Below are 21,666 nucleotides of genomic sequence, written 5' to 3' on the forward strand. Positions count from 1 at the left end.
GATGATTAAACTGTTCCCGAAGAATTCAAACTATTATTTTATTCCAAATATCATTGAAGGCTATGGTGGGCTTCCGCAAGCGATGCTTTATAGAGCTGACATGTTTCGTGAGTTTGCTCATATAGATGTTACCATTTTAACCTTTAACTTTGATCCAACTATCAATTACTTTACAAATACAGTAATAAACCAAGAGCGATATAAGTCACTTTCAATCTTGAATATGTATGATTTTCTAAAAGGGGAGAACCAGCATATTGTTCAAGAGCCAATTGAACGCCCTTTTGCAGAAGATGGATATACAATTGAAAGACTTGAAGAGGAAAATGCCTTCCGTTTCCTTAAAGATGGATTGCTAGAGAAAATCAAAAGCTTTGATCCAAGTAATCAACGATTACTATCTATACAATATTTCAATGAGAAGCAAGTATGTATTAAAAGAGAAGATGTTGATGAATATGGAAGAATAACTAGAACAACGGATTTTGAACAGGATCAGGGAGTACCTACTCAAGAATTTTATTATGATGAGCTAGGTCACTGTTATTTGCGGAAATTGTATACCGAGAAAAATGGAAAAGGTAAGATTGATCAAATTCAATGGTTTGATAGGAACGGCCATGTGAAAGAAATTTTCTCAACTGAGGAGGAACTTCAGGCGTATTGGATCGATTTCTTAACTGAAAAACCGATCAATCATTTCTTAATTGTAGACGGACGATACCTTGACCATGCAGTTCTTAGTATTAAGAAGGAAAATGTTTATTCAATCTTTGTGACACATAGTACTCACCTTAGAGCGCCATACCATTTTGATTCTGTTCTACGTTTAGGTAATCGACCAGTACTAAAGAATCCAGGAAAGCCTGATGGAATCGTCTTCTTTACTGAAGCTCAAAAAGCAGACGTTGTAAGACGAGTCGGTGAACGAAATACTTATTTCGTCATACCACATGCATACAAAGGTCCTACTACCTTGCCTGACTTCTCTAAAAGAGATGTAAAAAAAGCTGTGGTAGTTGCGAGATACCACAAGGAAAAGCAGGTTGATCATGCTATTAAAGCATTTAGAACAGTCGTTGATGAGATCCCTGATGCGCAATTAGATTTATACGGGTTTGGGGATGAGTTAATTCCTTTACAAGAGTTAATTGATTCCTTGAACCTTACGGAAAATGTATTCTTAAAAGGGATGATTGATTACTCAGGCGAGGCATTCGAGGATGCGAGTTTCTCTGTGTTAACTAGTAAGTATGAAGGCTTTGGCCTTGTCATTCTTGAAAGTCTGGCTCATGGTTGCCCAGTAGTTAGTTATGATATTAAATATGGTCCAAGTGACATGATAACTAATGGTGTTAATGGCTATTTAGTTAAAAAAGATGATATAGAGGAATTAGCCGCTCAAATGATTCAATTGTTTAAAGATCCTAATCTTGTTGAACAAATGAGCTTACAGGCCTTTAAAGTGGCACAGAAATTTGATGAACCTACTTTTGTTAAAAAATGGAAACTTCTATTTGACACAATTATCGAACAAAAGCCACGGCGAAACCAGTTATCAGGTTTTGAGTTTAACCTTAACAAGTCGGACTGGTTGGAACGGCCTTTGGGAACATATGGGGTTGAAGGGAAATTGTCCTTAGTAGGCAACTATCCAAAAACAACCTTGAGCGAAATGGAGATTTTTTGGAAAGTTGAAGAAAGAGAAACAAGGGAGCAATTCTTCGTCAAACCTACAATGATTCCCGTTTCAAAGAAAGAATGGCGTGTTCACGGAGTATTTCCGGTATTTAATCTATATCATAACCTGAGCAACCTACCAGTAGGAACGTGGGATATCAGCTTAATACTAAAGTGGAATAATGCCTTTTTTGAAAAAAGAATTGGCTACCAAAAATCAGCGGAAGCTGCAAAGGAAAAAGCTGAAATTAAATCTAAGTATGTGTTTGAACCATATTATACAAAGCCATATGGAAACTTATCGTTTAGAGTCAAATAGTATTAATACTACTCTCATTATTGGTGAATTAGAAAGGAATACAGCATGCTTAACAAAAAAGCAGTTATGAATCTTTCGTTTGTTGATTCAAGCCTCGACCAGTTCGTTAAAGAGCTTGAACACTATATTGACACCTCGACAAAAGCACATGTTGTTACGGCGAATCCAGAAATCATCATGTATGGTGAGAAAGATCCTTCATATAAAAAAATCCTAGAGCAAGCTGAGTTTATGACGCCTGATGGAATTGGTGTAGTCATTGCATCAAAGATTCTTGGTGACCATCTCCAAGAACGAATTGCTGGCTTTGATGTAATGGAGCGGTTGCTACAATTATCAAGTGAGAAGCAGTATAAGCTTTATTTTATAGGAGCATCACAAGATGTGATTGAAACAGCTGTAGGGAATATGAAAAGAAAATATCCTTCTCTTTCAGTGGTTGGTTATCATAATGGATATTTTGATTGGGATGATAATGTTTTAGTAGAAACAATTGCTGAAAGCAAGCCAGACATTATATTTGTAGGACTAGGTTTCCCAAAGCAAGAGCAGTGGATTTCGAAATCTATCGATTCTTTTAACAAAGGAATCTTTATTGGTGTTGGCGGGAGCTTCGATGTTTGGGCTGGAAAAGTAAAGCGAGCTCCAATAGTATGGCAGAAGCTGAATATCGAGTGGCTCTATCGCTTAGTTAATCAGCCAACAAGATGGAGAAGGATGCTTGTATTGCCACAATTTTTGATTAAGATTATTGGAATTCGGATGTTAAAAAAGTAAATTATTAGGGCTGTCTAAAAGTCATTGTTGTGAAATGTGACATTTAGACAGCCTTTTTTAATTGGTTGAGTTCGGCTTAGAACTCTTGCGAGGGGGGAGGGAGTGGAGGTTCAGTGCTTGGACACCTTGGAGAAACTCCGATCAATTCAGAAGTCTATCCTGAAAATAACCTAGGTTGTGGAGTTCCATGGGCTGCGATCCACTTGCTTTCCGCGGGGTGGTCCGTGAGCCTCCTCGTCGCCAGGGGCGGGCTTCTGCGGGGTCTCACGAGACCACTGGATCCCGCAGGAGTCAAGTGGCTCTCCGCTCATTCCACACTAAGTCCAACAACATTTTCATTCTCTATGGTGCGAATTTTTTGTAGCATTGGGGTCTTCTGAAAACAACTTAGATAAGCGGTTAGAAAGGGAACCACAGGGGTGTCTGATTCCCTTTTTGATGCCAAAAGCCTTGGAGAGGGAATCAAAGAGTGTGTCTGATTCCCTTTTTGAAGCCAAAAGCCTTGGAAAGGGAATCAAAGAGTGTTTCTGATTCCTTTTCTGATGCCAGAAGCCTGAGAAAGGGAATCAAAGAGTGTGTCTGATTCCTTTTCTGATGCCAGAAGCCTGAGAAAGGGAATCAAAGAGTGTGTCTGATTCCTTTTCTGATGCCAAAAGCCTTGGAAAGGGAATCAAAGAGTGTGTTTGATTCCTTTACTCAAGCCAAAAGCCTTAATAAGGGCATCAAAGTTTTTTGGTTATTACAAATAACACCTAAATGTATAACATGAGACGTCCTGATTGTAATCGGCGCACTGTTTCTGCTGGGGCTCACAAGACCGCTTAGATCCAGCTGGAGTCGAGTGAACCTTCGCCCATTTCCAATAATAGTTTTTGTCCTCTATCGTGCGAATAAATCACGTCTTTTAAAATTCTCCTTATTGTGGAAGAATCGACCAATAATTCTGAGCCAATCGTAGATAATAAGGGTTAAAAACATGAGGGGGGATTTGATGAGGTATTTAAAATTCCTTATTGCATGTATAGTATTTTTACAAATGAACGCACTTACCTATGCAACTGATTCTATAGAAGAAGGAAATCTCCCGGTAATAATCGCTCATCGCGGCGCATCTGGAAGCTATCCTGAGAATACATTAGTGGCATATCAGAAAGCGATAGAAGCTGGAGCAGACTATCTAGAAATAGATTTACAAATGACGCAGGATGGACATTTAGTAACCATTCATGATCAAACAGTTAATGACACGACTAATGGAACTGGAAAAGTTAGTAGCTTTAGCTTAAATGATTTACAAAAGCTAGATGCAGGTTCATGGCTTGATAAACAGTATAAAGGCGTAAAGATACCAACATTAGCTGAAGTGTTTAGGACATTTGGAAACTCCGCCCAATATTATATAGAAGTTAAAAAGCCAAATGCCTACATAAACATGGAAGAAAAGCTAATAGAAGAGATCAGAAATAACAAAATAAACTTAGAAAATATCATTATTCAATCATTTGAGCTGAAAAGCCTTGAAAAAATACATAAATTAGAACCAAGCATAAAGCTTGTGATGCTTTATTGGAAGAAAAATAAAATACCTACCAATGACTGCCCTAAGCTTAAGCAGTTAGCGTACGCAGTTGGAATGAATCATGATAGAGTGACGGCAGACATGGTCAAACAAGTACATGAACAGGGTCTACGGCTCCATGTATATACCGCAAATGATGATGAAGAGATTGATGCTGCTTTAAAATCCGGAGTTGATGGAATTTTTACTAACTATCCGGAAAAGTATAATCGAGATCTTCTATTCATGTTATTTAGATAAAAATAAATAAGTAAGTAAAAATAGTATGAAGCACACAATTTAAAATTGTACCATAGCCAGTCGCCAAAAAGCTGCTGATTCCCTCAGCTAAGATCACGAGGGTACGAACTTACGGTTGGGAGATCGGCTTAAGCACCAGAACTCATAAATAGACGGAAATATGAGACTGTCGATTAATAGGGTAAGCAAATTTAGTTAAGTTGAATTTCTCAAATAATAGACCTATTTGGCTTGATTTTATGTATATTCCACCTGTTTTTACGCATTATTTGCTTTAATTTAACCAAGTTGTTCATGTTTTTAAACGAGATGGTGAGTTAATCGACAGTCTCAATATTCCACTTAATTAGTAATTAATATGAAAAAAAGCTGATATAGACGGAGAAATTACTCCTATTGACTTGAAAGACTAGAAAATGGGAGATTTTACTGTGCATAAGCGGAAAAACTCCCCTAATTTCCCCCGAAACAAGCTCCATTCTGCATGTAACCGTAAAATCTCCGCTTATATTACTTTAGCTGCTTCTCCGATTAGGACAAGGCATCTTATTTAGAAGATTACGATGAACCGTATTACCTGTGAGTGAGGTTTTATTCAAAGTAGGTTCCAGATAGAGAAACTCAGGTGCCATTACGACTGTCATTGCGCGGAACAATTTTTTAAAAAGCACCTCAAAAGGAGCGGTTTAGGAATATAGTGTGGCTTTTTTCTGTTTAGGTGTTTACCTTTTTAAATGTTAAGGTATTGTTAAGGTTTAATATTTATTATTTTATTCAGGAATATGAAACTAAATTGCCACTAATACGTCTAATAATTGGGACTGTAAAAAAATACTGTTTAAGTATCTATCTTGTTGTGGTATTATCACTTGTAGTGTATTAAAAATGTAAATGTTAAAAGCGACAAAAAATTACCAAACATTTACGAATAAATATTAAGTAGTATTCTAAGTAGAAAAATATAGAATCGGATACAGTAAGGTTGAGGAGGATTTTTACATGCTTGATGTAATGCTTTATGTAACATTAGTTATATGTTTTGTAGCTTCGATCCTCGTTACACCACTTGTAAAAAAGTTGGCGTTAAAAATTGGAGCAACAGATCAACCAAATAATCGAAAAGTACATCAAACAGTGATGCCTCGACTTGGTGGATTAGCAATCTTTATAAGTTATGTGATTGGTTTTATTATATTAATGCCTGAAAGCCCATATAAATATCCAATTCTTATTGGAAGTTTTATTATTGTGATCACAGGTATGATTGATGATATGTTCGATATAGCAGCTAGATGGAAACTGCTTGGTCAGGTCATTGCAGCATTAGTGGTTATCTTAAATGGAGTGGATATTGACTTCATTAACCTTCCGTTTGGTGGACAAATTGAGTTTGGAATGTTTACAATTCCTTTAACGATATTATGGATTGTTGGAATTACGAACGCAATTAACCTGATAGATGGCCTTGATGGTCTTGCTGCAGGAGTATCGTCTATTGCACTAATTACCATTTCAGGAATGGCGATTATCATGGGTAATAGCTTTGTTGTAGCGATGGGCTTTATTTTATTAGGAAGTACACTTGGATTTTTAATTTATAATTTCCACCCAGCGAAAATTTTCATGGGTGATACAGGGGCTTTATTCTTAGGTTATATGATTGCAGTGTTATCATTATTAGGATTTAAAAATGTAGCTGTTATTTCATTCATTGTGCCAATCATTATTTTAGGCGTTCCGATTTCTGATACGATCTTTGCGATTATTCGTCGAGTTGTTCATAAGCAGCCAATTGGTGCACCTGACAAGTCTCACTTGCATCACTGTTTATTGCGCCTGGGTTATGGTCACAAGAAGACAGTCCTGATTATCTATTGCATAAGCGCATTATTCGGAGTAATTGCTGTTGTGTTCTCTCAAGCAACAACATGGGGATCATTAATGGTTGTATTTGCTCTGTTACTAGTGATTGAATTAGTGGTTGAAAAAATTGAGCTTGTCGGAGAACAATATAAGCCAATTATTAAAATAGTACGAGGCATACGTGGAATCCGCTATTCGTACGGCAAAAAGTAACCTGGAGATTGCTCTCCAGGTTATTTTTTTAGGCTCCTCTCAAAGTTGTTCGAAGTCGCCCAAGGTTCGGACAGCTTTTGTTCGAAGGCTCATGAAGTTGTCCGAAGTCGCTTAAGGTTCGGACAAATTTTGCTTGATGGCCCTCGAAGTTGTCCGAAGAGGGCAAAGGTTCGGACAGCTTTAGCTCGAAGGCCCTCGAAGTTGTCCGAAGTCGCTCAAGGTTCAGACAGCTTAAGCTTGAAGGCCCTCGAAGTTGTCCGAAGATGCCCAAGGTTCGGACAGCTTTTGCTCAATGGCCCTTGAAGTTATCCGAAGAGGGCAAAGGTTCGGACAGCTTTAGCTTGATGGCCCTCGAAGTTGTCCGAAGTCGCTCAAGGTTCGGACAGCTTTTGCTTGAAGGCCCTCGAAGTTGTCCGAAGAGGCCCAAGGTTCGGACAGCTTTTGCTCGAAGGCTCATGAAGTTGTCCGAAGTCGTCCAAGGTTCGGACAGCTTTTGTTCGAAGGCTCATGAAGTTGTCCGAAGTTGCTCAAGGTTCGGACAGCTTTAGCTTGATGGCCCTCGAAGTTGTCCGAAGAGGGCAAAGGTTCGGACAGCTTTAGCTCGAAGGCCCTCGAAGTTGTCCGAAGTCGCTCAAGGTTCGGACAGCTTAAGCTTGAAGGCCCTCGAAGTTGTCCGAAGATGCCCAAGGTTCGGACAGCTTTTGCTCAATGGCCCTTGAAGTTATCCGAAGTCGTCCAAGGTTCGGACAGCTTTAGCTTGATGGCCCTCGAAGTTGTCCGAAGAGGCCCAAGGTTCGGACAGCTTTTGCTCGAAGGCTCATGAAGTTGTCCGAAGTCGCCCAAGGTTCGGACAGCTTTTGCTCGGAGGCTCATGAAGTTGTCCGAAGTCGTCCAAGGTTCGGACAGCTTTTGCTCGAAGGCTCATGAAGTTGTCCGAAGTGGTTCAAGGTTCGGACAGCTTAAGCTCAACCACAATCGAAGTTGTCCGAAGTTGCTCAAGGCCCCAGCTTTTTTTATCATTGTCCATGGGTTTACCACAGCCTTACATCACATCTAATCAACATCACGAGATTTTCCCCCCACAAAAAAAGACGCATTCCCAACCCCTAAACGGGGAGGATAAGCGCCTTTTATCATGATATTATTGGTTCTGGTTTTCAGTCTCTAATTCATCTTCACTATTAACAAGTGAACTTTCATTTCTTTCACCTAAGGAATTTAAGCGAAGGTGATTTTGGAATGTAGAAGAGATTTCTTCTAGATTTGCCTGATCAAGCTGGTAATAATACGTTGGAGTCCAAAGGTCGGCACCTTGTAAATGGAACGACTCAATTTGTAGCTTTGACCCTTCTGTAGCATAATCATGTAATGCAATTAATTCGCCGAACTTAAAGTTAGTTGTAATATTGTCTCCTAATGCGTCAATGACACCACCGTACTTAGAAACAGATGCAACAGACGCAGCACGTTGGATGATTGCTTGAAGAACTAGCTGTTGTCTTTTGCCACGTTCAATATCATTATCTATTTTTCGTGTTCTTGATAATGCTAATGCTTCTTCACCGTTTAACAGCTGAAAACCTTCCTCAAGTTGAATGGCATTTTTACGATCTTGGCTATCCATTTCACTGAAAGAGACAGGAACATCTACATAAACACCATCAAGTGCTTCAACAACATCAATAAAGGCTTCGAAATTCAGTTTCACAAAGTAATCAACCGGGATATCAAACAATTCTTCAACTGTTTCGATGGTGCTTTCTGCACCGTTATAGTAGGCATGGTTGATTTTATCTTCTTTACCCATTGAAGGAATATAAACAAGAGAATCTCTAGGAATACTCACCATCTTAACTGACTTTTCTTGCTCATTTAATGTTGCAAGAATTAAAGCATCTGTTCTGGTTGCTGTACCAAGCTCACGCTTAGCACTATCGTCGACTCCCATGAATAGAATAGATATATTGTCATGTTTTGGATTAACTGCTATTTCACGTTTTTCTGACTTTTCCCCACGTTCAAGTGTTTCTTGTGACGTTTCTGCAGCAGACGCAGCTTTATTGAACAAATAGGTTGCATATGTTGCGATACCAAGTCCTATTAGTAAAAAGGGAACCATAATCCAAAGCATCACACGTTTACGGCGCTTCTTTTTCAAGTATTGTTGCCTTTGATTATTTTTCATTCAAATTTCTCCTCAGAAATATAGTTTTTCTCTCTATACATTATTTTTAGACGATTATATTTTGTGTTTGTTACATTCTTATACATTTTCGCTTTTTAGTAAAAGCTCTATATGTCATGTTCTAAGTAAACGGTATCGCCCATGGTCATCTTGCTTTTACCATTCGTTAACTCTGTCATCCAATCCATAAACGCTTCGGTCTCTGCTTCCTCAACATACGTATCAACCTTCACATCATCAAGGTAGTGAATGTCTTTTAATTCGTATTTAGAAGATCTAAGCTCATTTTCAACCTTGCCGAGCCATGTATAGTCTATTGTTGTATGAATGATCCGCATCAGCTTGCGTTCAACAATACCAGTAGCCTGTAAGCCCTCAGAAGTTGACTTGCCATATGCACGAATTAGCCCGCCAGCACCTAATTTTATCCCACCAAAATAGCGTGTAACTACGACAACTGTGTCTTTTAGCCGCTTCTTCTTTAGCACCTCGAGAATTGGAACCCCAGCAGTACCACTTGGTTCACCATCATCATTGGCTTTTTGGATTTGATCATTTTCTCCGATAAGATAGGCAGAGCAATTGTGGTTCGCAGAATGATGCATTTTTTTTATTTGTTGAATAAAGCTTTGTGCTTCTTCTTCTGTATTTACCCGAGAAATATATGCAATAAAACGAGATTTTTGTATATTTAGTTCATGTTCTCCATAACCTTTTACGGTATAATAGGAAGAAAGCATCGAAAATACACCTCCAATATGCAGGGAAATGTAAAAAATTACATATCACAAGAATTATCCATTCCCCTATTATAAAACGACATAATTTTTACAGCAATCATTTGTTTTTGCTATAACAAGAATAAATTGTAAATAATAGGAGAAATAACTGTTATTATTGTCTATAAATACAAAGAAATTGTTCAAGCCTGACGACTATATACCATTATACGCAACATGAATTTACATATGAGTAACAAAATACATCAAATTCTGACTGGAAGTGGAAATAATGCCTACAAAAAGAATGATTGACATAAAGATGGTTGATAAGATTGTCGAAAAAATGGTACAAACTGTGGATCATAGCAAGGATGAAATTTTTCAAATAGGTGAGCATTCACGTCAAGAATTTGAAGCATTAGCAGATGAGTTGAAGGAAATTAAGCAACAAGTTATTTCTGTCATAAGTGAAGGAGATAAATTAGAAGTACAGTCTCGGTTTGCGCGTAACCGTTTATCGGAGGTAAGCAGTAATTTTAATGAATTTACTGAAGACCAAATCCGTGAAGCTTATGAAAAAGCACATGCATTACAAATTCAATATACGATGATTCAACAAAAGGAAAAGCAACTGAGAGAACGACGGGATGATATAGAAAGACGTTTGATTGGGGTTAGAGAAACGATTGATCGAGCCGATCATTTAGTTAGTCAGATTTCTGTTGTTTTGAATTATCTAAATAGTGATATCAGACAAATGGGTGAAATTATTGAAAGTGCGAAGCAAAAACAAGAATTTGGCCTAAAGATCATTGAAGCTCAGGAAGAAGAAAGAAAGCGACTTTCCCGTGAGATACATGATGGACCAGCGCAAATGCTTGCCAATGTAATGATGCGTTCTCAGCTCATTGATAAGGTGTTTCGTGAAAGAGGTTCAGAGGAAGCAATGAAGGAAATATCCGACTTAAGAACCATGGTTCGTTCTGCGTTGTATGAAGTTCGGCGGATCATCTATGACCTAAGACCGATGGCGCTTGATGATTTAGGATTAGTTCCTACCCTCAAAAAATACTTAGAGACAATCGAAGAGTATAACAATAGTACTAAAATCATATTTGTAAATTTAGGATTAGAGAAAAGATTATTATTAAAATATGAGGTAGCTTTGTTCAGGTTGGTTCAAGAGGCTGTTCAAAATGCACTAAAACATGCCAATGCAAAAGAAATTTTTGTGAAAATTCAAATTGCAAAAACGAATGTTACAGTTATAATCAAGGATAATGGCAGAGGCTTTGATGTCAATGAAAAGAAAGAGAAGTCGTTTGGACTGATGGGGATGAGAGAGCGCGTGGAGCTTTTAGAAGGACATATGACCATTGACACAAACATTGGCGGAGGGACGATCATTATGATTCAGGTTCCTATACAAGATTGATGAAAATATTACCAAAGACATATTGACGAGCATTTAATGAATTGTCAGAATAAAAAGGGGAGGCGTTTGGATGAAAACGACTATTGTTATTATTGATGATCATCAATTATTCCGTGAAGGAGTAAAACGAATTTTAGATTTTGAAGCGAGCTTTGAAGTGATTGCTGAAGGTGATGACGGGGAAGAAGCGTTAGAACTAATCGAAGAGCATAAGCCTGATGTGGTTATTATGGACATCAACATGCCTCAAACAAATGGAATTGAAGCAACTAGAAGATTGATTGAGGCCAATCCAGAAACCAAAGTTATTATTCTATCAATTCATGATGATGAGAGCTATGTAACACACGCCTTAAAGACAGGTGCTAGCGGGTATTTATTGAAGGAAATGGATGCCGATTCTTTAGTTGAGGCAGTTAAGGTGGTTGCAGATGGTGGTTCATATCTTCATCCAAAGGTCACACATAATTTAGTGAAGGAATATCGCCGCCTGATTCAAAATGGACAAGCTACTGCAGTAGCGGTTGCAGAGCCGGAAATTAGAAGACCCCTGCATATTTTAACTCGACGTGAATGCGAAGTCCTTCAGCTTCTAGCAGATGGAAAAAGCAATCGTGGGGTTGGAGATGCACTATATATTAGTGAAAAAACGGTCAAAAATCATGTGAGTAACATTCTTCAAAAGATGAACGTAAATGATCGGACACAAGCAGTTGTTGTTGCAATCAAAAATGGCTGGGTGTTAGTCAAATAATCATATATTCTAGTATAATATGAATATTTTTAAAAATAGGACAGAGTCTAATCTGTGCTATTTTTTTATATATATTAAACATTTCATTAATTAGACGATTAATATATAGGAGAGCGGAAGGGATTATTTTTATGAGTGAAAGTAACAATAGTAAACAAGTGTTAATGTTAATCTAGAAATGAAATACAAAATGGAGTAAGAGGGAAATATCATTGAACAGATATGAAATGACTATAGCAACGACAGATGATATTGTGCAAGGAATGAATCGAACAAAGCAACTTGCTCGGGAACGTGGATTTTCTGAAAATATCGTAATGAAGCTTCAACTAGTAACCGAGGAAGCATCAACTAACGCGTATGAATACTGTGCAAAACACGGGTTAGACTCACACATCGTTATTTGGAATATAACGAATTCTACATTTGAACTGATTGTAAGGCAAAAAGGATCAGTGTTTCCGATTGTGCAGGAAAATGACCTTAAATCAGGGATGCGAGGTCGTGGCCTCAAGCTAATTGTATCTTTAATGGATCAGGTTGAAGTTAGAGAACAAGGAGAGTTTATTGAGCTTTATATGAAAAAGGAAAAGGAGAACGGCGTGTGACTTGGTATAAAAAAGATGAGATGGATATTTTAGAGACAGAAAAAGAAATAACGATTAAGAATATTGATTCTTTTCGTGTTGAAACTCAAGCATTTTTACAACAAGCAGGAAAAAACCTCGTGCTTAGTTTAGAACATGTAACGTATTTGAATAGCTCTGCTCTTGGAGTGATTGCAGATGCTTCGTTAAAAGCTAAGCAATTACAAAAAGAGCTTGTCGTCACTGGTGTAAGTGACGATCTAGCTGAGATATTTAAAATCGCTAAATTTGATACATTCATGGAGTTTCTCCCTAACTTACAAGAAGCAAAACAGTATTTTTTATCAAAGTAATGTGGCTAAAAAAATCAGATAAAAATTAGAATTTTATAAACATTAGTCGAGAAGTGTCGATATTATGAATAAGGTAAAAAGTAACGAGGATTTTGAGGTGGTTTGGTTGAATGTTACTAAAGACCTGCTTAAAGAGTTATTTCAAGCGTATTATTCACTATTAAAATGTGATTTGATGTTGATTGACAGTTTCGGAAACGTCATTGTAAAGCACAAGGAAGATGCGGAAATTTTGTTGATGGATGACGAACAGAGTGTTAAACAGCTGACTGCACATGTAAATAATTTAAAAAAGCCGACTGTTATCCATGTAGAAACTAGTCGAAACACTGGTTCAAACTATATTGTTTCGCCTCTATTAATAACAGGAGATGATAATCAGCATCTTATTGTCGCAGGTCCGTTTGAATTTAATCGTGAAATCAATTTTACCGAGATCATGTTCAAGGTGGAGAATCTAACGAGTGTTTCCCATTGCTTACTTGCGAATCGTGTAAATCGAAGTAATGTTAAGGATAGATATGATACTGTTAATGAATTAATGAATCATGATTTTGCTAAAGAACACGAAGATCATATTCTACTAACGTTATTAGAAGAGTGTAGAACTACTCTTTACCGGTTCGATTTTATTGGGGTAGCGAAGAAGGTAGATGGTCATCTATTTGAGATTGCTCATATGTTAGGTCAAGAAGCTTCTACACTTGAAGGAGAAAGATTTTATGTAGGCGAAGGATTCCTAGGACAAGTTGCTGCCGAAGGAACATGTTTAAGATGGGAGCACATCAAACACTCCCCAAGAGCAGGGGTTTTTACTAAGCATGGAATATATCCGGACCACCTTTTCGCATTACCCTTGAATGCCCCCCATTATGAAGGAATTGTATTTGGTGGAAAATATGATGGTAAAGGTATAGAGGAAGATGACCTACATGTAGTAAAAGATTATGTTAATTATATTGTTTTGTGTGAAAGTGTATATTCTAATATTCGTGATCAACACACCAAGAGTCACTATTATCAATTACTTGTCGACTTTCTGGTGCTCATGATTCATACAAAAAATCCACAAAGTATTATTCATAAATTATTGGATACCTGTATCTCTTCAAAGTTAATTTCATCCGTTTGCTTAACGACTAGAGACGGACAATTTTTCGCACGTGGCTATGTGGAAGAAATTGAATGCCATCACTTACAATTTACACAACAACGTTTGCATAATTTGGTTAGCAACTTAGAAGCTGTTACAGTAGAAAGTGATACAAGGGTGATTCATAAAGTGCTTCACGGGGAAAATGAGGTTTTTGGAGTATTGACTTTTAAGTATATCAAGGAAATTGACGAAGTTTCAGAGCTCAACCACTTTTTTGATTTATTTGTTCCGATTGGAATTGATCGGATATTAATCAATGAAACAAATAGTCGAGAACCTCATGTTAATATCATGGAGCTTTTGTATGAAAATATCATAGAAATTGATCAAAGTAAATTTCAGTTCATTAAACAAATCGAAGAGCGTACTCTAGCATTTGCTACGTTTATTGAATTAAATAGTGAACAAAAATATCAGCTTCAATGGGCGTCGAGACTAAGTAGTTATCAATCAAAGTTTCTAAAGAGTAAGCTACCTAGTACCGAGATTGAGATTGTAGCAATTATTTCTGAAACAGAAAATCTGGCTAATCGAATTCATAGTCAGTATAAAATCGAAAGTCAGATTTTGAGTATGGTTAGAAGAAGTGTACAAGGAATTAGTTTTGAAGATGACCCGTCACTGTCAAAAGAGTTAATTGCAAAATATCTTGAATTTTACAATCAGCAAAGAGATTCTCTTTTTACAAAAGAGCCAATCATTGATCAACAAGTGATTGAAAATATCAAAGATATAAAAAGTGTAATTGAACAACTGCCTTTAACGGTTAGGGAGCAGCAGGTACTATATTTAATTCTTGAGGGTTTAAATAACCAAGAGGTTGCCGAGGAATTGACGATAAGTACTCACACCGTAAAAAATCATTTAACAAATATTTTTAGAAAGCTTGATGTCGTTGATCGTGTTCAAGCGATGGCGAAAATATATAAAATAAAGTACCACTCATAAAGGCTTTTCAATTTACTAGCATAAAGCTTATGAGTGGACTGTTATGAATACTGGGAGGATGCAAGGAGTATGACTGTACACTCGATAAAAGAGCCTTCGTTTCAATTACTGCTTAAGGAAGTAGTTGATTCAATAAATAGCGTCATCCCAGCTCAACCGATTATTAACCACACACCATCGATTGAATCGGCTATTCCCATTGACTTAGGAGTTTCAGTCCATTTTACTGGTGATATGAAGGGGTTACTTTTTTTAAAAGGAGAAAAAGATACCTTTTCATCGATCGCAGAAATGCTGTATGGAATGAGACTAGATGGAGAAATGCTCACATCATTCACGGGTGAAGTAGGTAATATGATTGCAGGGACTCTTTCTACAAATTTAACTAAATTATCGTTAAAAACAGATATCACATCACCTGAGCTTTTTCAAAGCGACATCTTTAATGTTGCTCATCATGAACAAGCATTAGGTGTGGAGCTAACATATGATGCACATGGTGTTCAGTTAGATGTTATATTAATGGTTGTGTATTAAGCCTCTCTACGAATAAAAGAGAGGTTTTTATATGTATTAAAATTTTAACGGAGTTATGGTGTCTAGCTCCAGCGCCTAGCCCCTCGAGAGCTTCAGACCCCTCCGACGGAAGCAAGCTTCCTAGTCAGGGTCCTCCATCTCTTTTCGGGTCTGATCAAGGCGCTTCCGCTTTTCAGGTAGATTTTGTGAACAAAAGGGTGCAAATTTTTCATTCTTGTTTTAAAATGAAACTAACAAGTTGTGGATGATTTTATGTGTCTAAGACAAACTAGTCTTAAAACTAGAAAAAGTGACATAAAGTATATCGAAACAAACTTTAAAATAAGGATGGTTAACGCATATATGAAAACGGCAATTGTAACTGACAGTACAGCTTACATACCGAAACAAATACGAGAGCAATTACATATAAACATGATTCCACTTAGTGTTATTTTTGGGCAAGAAACATATGCGGAAGAAGTAGAAATCACCGCAGAACAGTTTTATGAGGAAGTAAAAACAAAACCAAACCTACCAACCACTTCACAGCCACCCATTGGTGAGTTTGTTGAGCTATTTGAAAACTTAGCAAAAGATTATGATGCTGTCGTTTGTATTCATCTATCAAGTGGGATCAGTGGAACCTATCAAGGAGCAGTTGCAGCCGGAGAAATGGTAGAGGGAATCAAGGTGTATGCGTTTGATTCTGAAATCAGCGCAATCATTCAAGGGTTTTATGTGCTTGAAGCTGCTGAGATGGCCAATGATTATAAATCACCTGAAGAAATTATGGACAGACTTCAAGAAATGAAAAAATCGATCCGTGCTTATATCATGGTGGATGATTTATCACATCTTCAACGAGGAGGACGTTTAAGCGGAGCTCAGGCGTTTGTGGGGAGCTTACTTCAAGTGAAACCAGTCTTACATTTCGTTGATAAGGTCATTGTTCCATTTGAAAAAATAAGAACTCGTAAAAAGGCACTAAATCGAATTTTTGAATTGTTTGCTGAAGATGCCAACAAAGGTGTACCAATGGTCGCATCGATTATTCATGCGAATCGTCCCGAAGAAGCAGAGCAACTAGTAGCTGAAATGAGTGAAAAATATCCTCATGTTGAATTTATTATCAGCTATTTTGGTCCTGTAATTGGCACTCATCTTGGTGAAGGTGCAATGGGGATGGGTTGGTATATAAAATAATGGTTTTACAGCGCTGCTTCGTTGCAGCGCTTTTCATATATCCTATTAAAAGGAGGATTTTCATGCGATTCTGTCAAAAGAACTCGTTACTTATTCCAGAAATGCTTCTAACAGATTTATCAAGTCAACAGCTATACCCGATTAGTTATTTTCCGCAGCTTGAACACTCGACAATCTACAATCCTCAGTTTCCCTTTTCAAAAGACCTTCAAACCCATCTCCAAGGAAAGCAATTACTTCTCGATGAAATTCCCTATTCAATTGAAATGTTACAATCGCATTATGAACAAGGATATATTAGCTACCGAGTGGGTGTTTCGTCTGGAAAGTCACTCACTTGTTATCGATGTGGCAATCATCAACTACAGTTGTTTGCAGCCTTCGATTGTGCGAGATGCAAGAGTAGGTGCTGGTATTGTCGGAAATGTATTATGATGGGGAGAGTTAGTCAGTGTACGCCATTAATATCATGGATTGGTCCAGAAAAGGAAATTCATCGTCCAGAACAAATTTTAAGCTGGAGTGGTCAATTATCTGAGGCTCAACGAGTAGCTTCTGATGAAGTCGTTACAGCCGTTAATTCACAGCAACAGATTTTAGTGTGGGCGGTATGTGGGGCGGGCAAAACGGAAGTGCTTTTTTCAGGAATTGAAACAGCCCTTGCTGCTGGTAAGCGGGTGTGTTTAGCCACACCTCGAACAGATGTCGTCATCGAGCTTGCTCCGAGAATTAAGGCCGCATTTCCAGGGATTGATGTGATTGCACTTTATGGAGGAAGTGAGGACCGACACAAATATGCTCCGATTACGTTAGCCACAACACATCAGCTGCTCCGTTTTTATCGTGCTTTTGATGTGATCATCATCGATGAAGTAGATGCCTTTCCATATTCCTCCGAACCGATGCTCGAATATGCGGTCGAGCAGGCGAAAAAGGAGATGTCCAGTACGATCTATTTATCAGCCACACCGAGTAAAGCATGGCAAAAGCAAGTACATCAAGGCAAACGACAGGCAATTAAAATCCCCGCACGCTACCACAAACACCCTTTACCGATTCCAACGTTGAAATGGTGTGGAAATTGGCAGAAGCTACTCCGGAAAAAGAAAATCCCTACAGTTGTTCTTCATTGGTTAAAATCCCACCTTGCTAGCAAGAAACAGGTTTTTCTATTTGTTCCTCATATTCAAGAAGCAGAGAAGTATGCAATGTTGTTAAAGCAACTAAATCAACGAATTGAAGCCGTGCATTCAGAGGATGTGCAACGAAAAGAAAAGGTTGCCGCTTTTAGGCGTGGTGAGATTCCTATATTGATTACAACAACCATTCTCGAACGGGGAGTGACCGTTCCTAATATTGATGTAGCAGTCCTCGGAGCAGAAGATGCCATTTTCACCGAAAGTGCGCTTGTCCAAATTAGTGGAAGAGTTGGAAGGAGTGCTGATTTTCCAACAGGAGAAATTCTCTTTTATCATTACGGCAAAACCGCTAGCATGATTGCTGCGAAAAAGCATATTGAACAGATGAACAAAGAAGGGCGAGCGCGAAATTTATTGAAAGGATGAAAATAAGTTATGGCTTATTGCACCATTTGTTTTGAACAGTATACCCATGAGTCGTGGAGTTCTTTATTTTTTATTGGAGAGCAGAGTTCATTATGTCAGGAATGTCGAGCCTCACTCGAAAGAATTGAGGGAGACATCTGTAGGAAGTGTGGACGGCCATTATCAGCTGTGAAGCCAGAATATCTTGAAGGTGATACGTGCTTAGATTGTGTTCGTTGGCAACAGGATCCAAGATGGTCACATACACTATCTTCAAACCGATCTGTTTACGTGTATAATGATTTTATTAAAAGTGTATTAGCCACCTACAAATTTCGCGGTGACTATAAGCTTTGCGAAGCATTTCGCAAGGACCTCGTAAAAACCTACAAAGCCTTTTTCACCCCAACAGATATGATTGTTCCTATTCCCTTAAGTAACGAGCGTTTGTATGAACGAGGCTTTAACCAATCACTTGCGTTTGCTACATTTCTAGGAACACCTCAAGAGTTGTTGACCCGAAAACATCATGAAAAGCAATCGAAAAAATCCCGCACCAAACGGATGGAAGCTGAAAATCCATTTATGTTGCTTGAACCGATTGATTTATCAGGGAAATCTGTGGTCATTGTTGATGATATCTATACAACCGGCTCGACGATCCGAAATGCAGCAGAGGTTATCCTTGCTGCGAGCGCTTCTTCCGTGTCCTCACTTACATTAGTCAGATCTTAAAGATTTTGTTAAACTATATGAAAAAAAGACCGATAATAAAAGTAAGAAGAATTACAGAGGAGAATAAGTATGTCCGAATTAGCAAATTGTCCTAAATGTGGGACTTTATTTTTGAAAAATACAATTCGTGAAGTGTGTGATGGTTGTTATAAAGAAGAAGAAAAGTCATTCACAACCGTATATGAATTTATTCGTAAAAGAGAAAACCGTACAGCAACAGTAAAAGAAGTTGTCGCTGGGACAGGTGTGAATGAAGATCTTATTTATCGCTTTATCCGCACAGGACGATTAAATTTAGCACATTTTCCTAATATCGGGTATCCTTGTCAGAAATGCGGAACATTCATTCGTGAAGGTAAGCTTTGTGGAGACTGTGCAGGTGGCTTAAGGAAGCAATTATCACAACATGAGCGGGAAGAAGAAAAGCGAGCACAGCTAAAAAGAGAGTTAGAAAAAAAGGGAACAACCTATTATACAGGCCGATAATTTAATAGATGTGGAACGGAGAGTGCTTATGAAGATTAATCAAACAAATCTAACTGGAATTAATCCTTATAAAAAGCAAATGAATAAAATGGCTCCATTAGAAAAGAAAGCTCAACAAGATCGGTTAGAGATTTCTAATGAGGCAAAGCAGCTACAAGAAAAATCACCAATCACACAAGAACGTGAAGAAAAGGTTGAAGCATTGAAGCACCAGGTACAAAGTGGAACGTACACAGTGGACGCAAAGAAAGTTGCCAAAAGTGTTTTAGACTACTATAACCAATCATAAAACAAAAGATAAGGAGGGTTTGGATTGTCAACAACTATCATCATCGATCTATTAAGAAAGCTGTACACCTTACATTCTGCTTTAAATCAGCTTGCTTTGAAGAAAACTGACATACTAAAAAATGGCGACATTCCTGCCCTTGATGAGCATCTGAAGGAAGAACAAAAATATATTTTAGCCATCAGGCAGCTTGAAAATGAACGTGTAGAGCGAATGAAGCTAGAATTTCAACGTTTTGGAATTAACGGTGAGCAAACTTTATCATCATATATTGAATGTATAAATGAACCTGAAAAGTCAAAGTTGACGGAGCTGCAGCATCAGCTCGTTGAAGAGATGCTGAAATTAAAGCAACAAAACGAATTAAATCAACAGTTAACCTCTCAATCATTACAGTCAATTAATATGACGCTTGATATGATTTTACCGAGAGAAAAGGATGTCAACTACGGGAACCCAACTGGTACACAGGCTAACAAACAACAACGAAGATCAATGTTTGATTCGAAAGCATAAGGAGGATAATCATGTCTACTTTTCATGGATTAGAAACAGCTCGACGTGGAATGGTCGCACAGCAAAATGCACTATATACAACAGGACATAATATTTCAAACGCAAACACAGAAGGATATACACGTCAGGCAGTAGACTTTAAAGCGACAGCTCCATTTCCTCCTTCTGGAATCAATCAAGACATCATCCCTGGTCATCTTGGCACTGGAGTTGAGGCTGGTGCGATTTATCGTGTGCGTGAAACCTTCCTTGATGTTCAGTATCGTGGAGAAAATAGTAAACTAGGATACTGGGATTCTCGTGCAGCTGGTCTTGGTAAAATGGAAGAAGTCATGAACGAACCATCTGAAAATGGCTTATCTAAAACGATGGATCGCTTTTGGCAGTCACTTCAAGATTTAGCAGTTAATCCCGAGGATTCAGGGGCACGTTCAGTTGTGAAACAACGTGGAGAAGCGGTTGTTGAGACGTTTCATTATTTATCAAGGTCATTAACAACTGTTCAAGACGATATTGGACATGAAATCAGTGTGAGTCTGAAATCTATTAATTCGATTTCAAGGCAAATTGCTGATTTAAATAAGCAAATCTCTGAAGTTGAGCCAAATGGTTATTTACCGAATGATTTATATGATGCTCGTGACAAATTACTAGATCAGCTTTCTCAATTTGTAGATATTAAGGTAGAGAATGTGAAACCAACGGGAAATGCATCTGGAATTGCTGAAGGTATGGTAAATGTTTCGATTGTTGATAAAAATGGACAATCTGTTTCATTAATTACAGGGAAAACGTTTAATCATGTATCTGTTACACCAGGAAATGATATTGATGGTGATGGATTAGACGAGCTTCCAACAGGACCAATTGAAAAAATTAGAGTTGGCGGAGTTTCTCTAGCACTAAAGGATACAGGAACGCTAAAAGGATTAATTGATACATATGGTTATGTTGACAATGGGCAAGTAAAAGGACTTTATCCTGAAATGCTAGATAGCTTGGACAAAATGGCGTACACCTTTGCGACTCAATTTAATAACGTACACGAGGATGGATTCACACTACCTGCTGCAGGTGCTGAAAGTGTTGACGGCAAAGCATTCTTTGCTGGCTTAGATAATTTACAAGATGTATATAAAGGTGCTGCTTCAAGTATCAAGCTATCTGCTGATATTGAGGCAAGTCTAAACAATATCGCTGCTTCCACAGTTGCTGGCCAAGCAGGAAATGGTGAAAATGCATTGAACTTAGCGAACGTGAAAAGCACGAACTTTGCCACAGTTCAAGGTAACTTCCCAATTAATGCTGGAACGGTTCAATCATTCTATGAAGCGTTGATTGGTAAAATGGGTGTCGATTCACAAGAAGCAACTCGTTTAAAAACCAACTCAAACGTACTTCGTGAATCGGTTGAAACAAGACGTCAATCAGTAAGTGGCGTGTCACTTGATGAAGAAATGACCAATATGATTAAATTCCAACATGCATACAACGCATCAGCTCGTAACTTAACGATGGTGGATGAAATGCTTGATACGATTATCAATCGAATGGGTGTGTAGG

General features: G+C 38.0%; 19 protein-coding genes. 17 read left to right on the top strand and 2 right to left on the bottom strand.

Going from position 1 to position 21,666, the window contains the following annotated elements; genetic code table 11:
* Position 1: 1 nt before the first annotated feature.
* The 4 genes from BK579_RS04500 (at position 2) to BK579_RS04520 (ending at position 6,671) form a co-directional block, all read left to right on the top strand.
* Positions 2-1,999, top strand: coding sequence for a glycosyltransferase (locus BK579_RS04500; RefSeq protein WP_078543822.1), 1,998 nt, complete (start codon positions 2-4; stop codon positions 1,997-1,999).
* A gap of 45 nt (positions 2,000-2,044) precedes the next feature.
* The gene (locus BK579_RS04505; RefSeq protein WP_078543823.1) at positions 2,045-2,776 is read left to right on the top strand and encodes a WecB/TagA/CpsF family glycosyltransferase; all 732 of its coding nucleotides are present in this window, start codon (positions 2,045-2,047) and stop codon (positions 2,774-2,776) included.
* A 991-nt stretch (positions 2,777-3,767) separates the two neighbouring features.
* Positions 3,768-4,595: a glycerophosphodiester phosphodiesterase gene (locus tag BK579_RS04515; protein WP_169891066.1), complete on the top strand. Its 828-nt coding sequence runs from the start codon at positions 3,768-3,770 to the stop codon at positions 4,593-4,595.
* 1,011 nt (positions 4,596-5,606) lie between these two features.
* The gene (locus BK579_RS04520; protein WP_078550383.1) at positions 5,607-6,671 is read left to right on the top strand and encodes a glycosyltransferase family 4 protein; all 1,065 of its coding nucleotides are present in this window, start codon (positions 5,607-5,609) and stop codon (positions 6,669-6,671) included.
* Positions 6,672-7,812: 1,141 nt separating this feature from the next.
* Here the strand turns inward: BK579_RS04520 and BK579_RS04530 are convergent.
* Both BK579_RS04530 and BK579_RS04535 read right to left on the bottom strand, forming a co-directional pair.
* On the bottom strand, positions 7,813-8,856 hold the full coding sequence (locus BK579_RS04530; RefSeq protein WP_078543829.1) for an LCP family protein: 1,044 nt from the start codon (positions 8,854-8,856) through the stop codon (positions 7,813-7,815).
* A 107-nt stretch (positions 8,857-8,963) separates the two neighbouring features.
* Positions 8,964-9,596 carry a YigZ family protein gene (locus tag BK579_RS04535; RefSeq protein ID WP_078543830.1) on the bottom strand — a complete coding sequence of 211 codons (633 nt, stop codon included), beginning with the start codon at positions 9,594-9,596 and terminating at the stop codon, positions 8,964-8,966.
* 271 nt (positions 9,597-9,867) lie between these two features.
* On the opposite strand from BK579_RS04535, the gene BK579_RS04540 reads away from it, so the two are divergent.
* The 13 genes from BK579_RS04540 (at position 9,868) to flgK (ending at position 21,665) form a co-directional block, all read left to right on the top strand.
* A complete protein-coding gene (locus tag BK579_RS04540; protein WP_078543831.1) occupies positions 9,868-11,013 on the top strand; it encodes a sensor histidine kinase in 1,146 nt (381 codons plus the stop codon).
* A 70-nt stretch (positions 11,014-11,083) separates the two neighbouring features.
* A complete protein-coding gene (locus BK579_RS04545; protein ID WP_078543833.1) occupies positions 11,084-11,767 on the top strand; it encodes a response regulator in 684 nt (227 codons plus the stop codon).
* Between the two features lie 227 nt (positions 11,768-11,994).
* A complete protein-coding gene (locus BK579_RS04550; protein WP_204524676.1) occupies positions 11,995-12,375 on the top strand; it encodes an ATP-binding protein in 381 nt (126 codons plus the stop codon).
* Positions 12,372-12,707: an STAS domain-containing protein gene (locus BK579_RS04555; protein ID WP_078543836.1), complete on the top strand. Its 336-nt coding sequence runs from the start codon at positions 12,372-12,374 to the stop codon at positions 12,705-12,707. The genes BK579_RS04550 and BK579_RS04555 overlap by 4 nt, the downstream gene beginning before the upstream one ends.
* 64 nt (positions 12,708-12,771) lie before the next feature.
* On the top strand, positions 12,772-14,811 hold the full coding sequence (locus tag BK579_RS26040) for a response regulator transcription factor (protein WP_204524677.1): 2,040 nt from the start codon (positions 12,772-12,774) through the stop codon (positions 14,809-14,811).
* Positions 14,812-14,880: 69 nt separating this feature from the next.
* On the top strand, positions 14,881-15,348 hold the full coding sequence (locus BK579_RS04565) for a chemotaxis protein CheX (protein WP_078543837.1): 468 nt from the start codon (positions 14,881-14,883) through the stop codon (positions 15,346-15,348).
* Between the two features lie 342 nt (positions 15,349-15,690).
* Positions 15,691-16,533, top strand: a complete 843-nt coding sequence (locus BK579_RS04570) for a DegV family protein (RefSeq protein ID WP_078543838.1) — start codon at positions 15,691-15,693, stop codon at positions 16,531-16,533.
* 62 nt (positions 16,534-16,595) lie between these two features.
* A complete protein-coding gene (locus tag BK579_RS04575; RefSeq protein ID WP_078543840.1) occupies positions 16,596-18,098 on the top strand; it encodes an ATP-dependent helicase ComFA in 1,503 nt (500 codons plus the stop codon).
* 9 nt (positions 18,099-18,107) lie between these two features.
* Positions 18,108-18,812 carry a ComF family protein gene (locus tag BK579_RS04580; RefSeq protein ID WP_078543841.1) on the top strand — a complete coding sequence of 235 codons (705 nt, stop codon included), beginning with the start codon at positions 18,108-18,110 and terminating at the stop codon, positions 18,810-18,812.
* Positions 18,813-18,881: 69 nt separating this feature from the next.
* A complete protein-coding gene (locus BK579_RS04585; RefSeq protein ID WP_078543842.1) occupies positions 18,882-19,298 on the top strand; it encodes a TIGR03826 family flagellar region protein in 417 nt (138 codons plus the stop codon).
* A gap of 28 nt (positions 19,299-19,326) precedes the next feature.
* Positions 19,327-19,587, top strand: coding sequence for a flagellar biosynthesis anti-sigma factor FlgM (flgM, locus tag BK579_RS04590; RefSeq protein ID WP_078543844.1), 261 nt, complete (start codon positions 19,327-19,329; stop codon positions 19,585-19,587).
* Positions 19,588-19,611: 24 nt separating this feature from the next.
* The gene (locus tag BK579_RS04595; RefSeq protein WP_078543845.1) at positions 19,612-20,103 is read left to right on the top strand and encodes a flagellar protein FlgN; all 492 of its coding nucleotides are present in this window, start codon (positions 19,612-19,614) and stop codon (positions 20,101-20,103) included.
* Positions 20,104-20,111: 8 nt separating this feature from the next.
* The gene (gene flgK, locus BK579_RS04600) at positions 20,112-21,665 is read left to right on the top strand and encodes a flagellar hook-associated protein FlgK (protein WP_078543846.1); all 1,554 of its coding nucleotides are present in this window, start codon (positions 20,112-20,114) and stop codon (positions 21,663-21,665) included.
* Position 21,666 lies beyond the last annotated feature (1 nt).

It is taken from the genome of Litchfieldia alkalitelluris, assembly GCF_002019645.1.
GTDB lineage: Bacteria > Bacillota > Bacilli > Bacillales > Bacillaceae_L > Litchfieldia > Litchfieldia alkalitelluris.

What these genes read in the sequence shown, in the direction of transcription:
- BK579_RS04505 (WP_078543823.1), top strand. Translation starts at nt 2,045, where the DNA reads ATGCTTAACAAAAAAGCAGTTATGAATCTTTCGTTTGTTGATTCAAGC.
- BK579_RS04550 (WP_204524676.1), top strand. Translation starts at nt 11,995, where the DNA reads ATGACTATAGCAACGACAGATGATATTGTGCAAGGAATGAATCGAACA.
- BK579_RS04515 (WP_169891066.1), top strand. Translation starts at nt 3,768, where the DNA reads ATGAGGTATTTAAAATTCCTTATTGCATGTATAGTATTTTTACAAATG.
- BK579_RS04580 (WP_078543841.1), top strand. Translation starts at nt 18,108, where the DNA reads ATGGCTTATTGCACCATTTGTTTTGAACAGTATACCCATGAGTCGTGG.
- BK579_RS04540 (WP_078543831.1), top strand. Translation starts at nt 9,868, where the DNA reads ATGCCTACAAAAAGAATGATTGACATAAAGATGGTTGATAAGATTGTC.
- BK579_RS04545 (WP_078543833.1), top strand. Translation starts at nt 11,084, where the DNA reads ATGAAAACGACTATTGTTATTATTGATGATCATCAATTATTCCGTGAA.
- BK579_RS04535 (WP_078543830.1), bottom strand. Translation starts at nt 9,596, where the DNA reads ATGCTTTCTTCCTATTATACCGTAAAAGGTTATGGAGAACATGAACTA.
- BK579_RS26040 (WP_204524677.1), top strand. Translation starts at nt 12,772, where the DNA reads ATGAATAAGGTAAAAAGTAACGAGGATTTTGAGGTGGTTTGGTTGAAT.
- BK579_RS04565 (WP_078543837.1), top strand. Translation starts at nt 14,881, where the DNA reads ATGACTGTACACTCGATAAAAGAGCCTTCGTTTCAATTACTGCTTAAG.
- BK579_RS04570 (WP_078543838.1), top strand. Translation starts at nt 15,691, where the DNA reads ATGAAAACGGCAATTGTAACTGACAGTACAGCTTACATACCGAAACAA.
- BK579_RS04520 (WP_078550383.1), top strand. Translation starts at nt 5,607, where the DNA reads ATGCTTTATGTAACATTAGTTATATGTTTTGTAGCTTCGATCCTCGTT.
- flgM (WP_078543844.1), top strand. Translation starts at nt 19,327, where the DNA reads ATGAAGATTAATCAAACAAATCTAACTGGAATTAATCCTTATAAAAAG.
- BK579_RS04500 (WP_078543822.1), top strand. Translation starts at nt 2, where the DNA reads ATGATTAAACTGTTCCCGAAGAATTCAAACTATTATTTTATTCCAAAT.
- BK579_RS04530 (WP_078543829.1), bottom strand. Translation starts at nt 8,856, where the DNA reads ATGAAAAATAATCAAAGGCAACAATACTTGAAAAAGAAGCGCCGTAAA.
- BK579_RS04585 (WP_078543842.1), top strand. Translation starts at nt 18,882, where the DNA reads ATGTCCGAATTAGCAAATTGTCCTAAATGTGGGACTTTATTTTTGAAA.
- BK579_RS04575 (WP_078543840.1), top strand. Translation starts at nt 16,596, where the DNA reads ATGCGATTCTGTCAAAAGAACTCGTTACTTATTCCAGAAATGCTTCTA.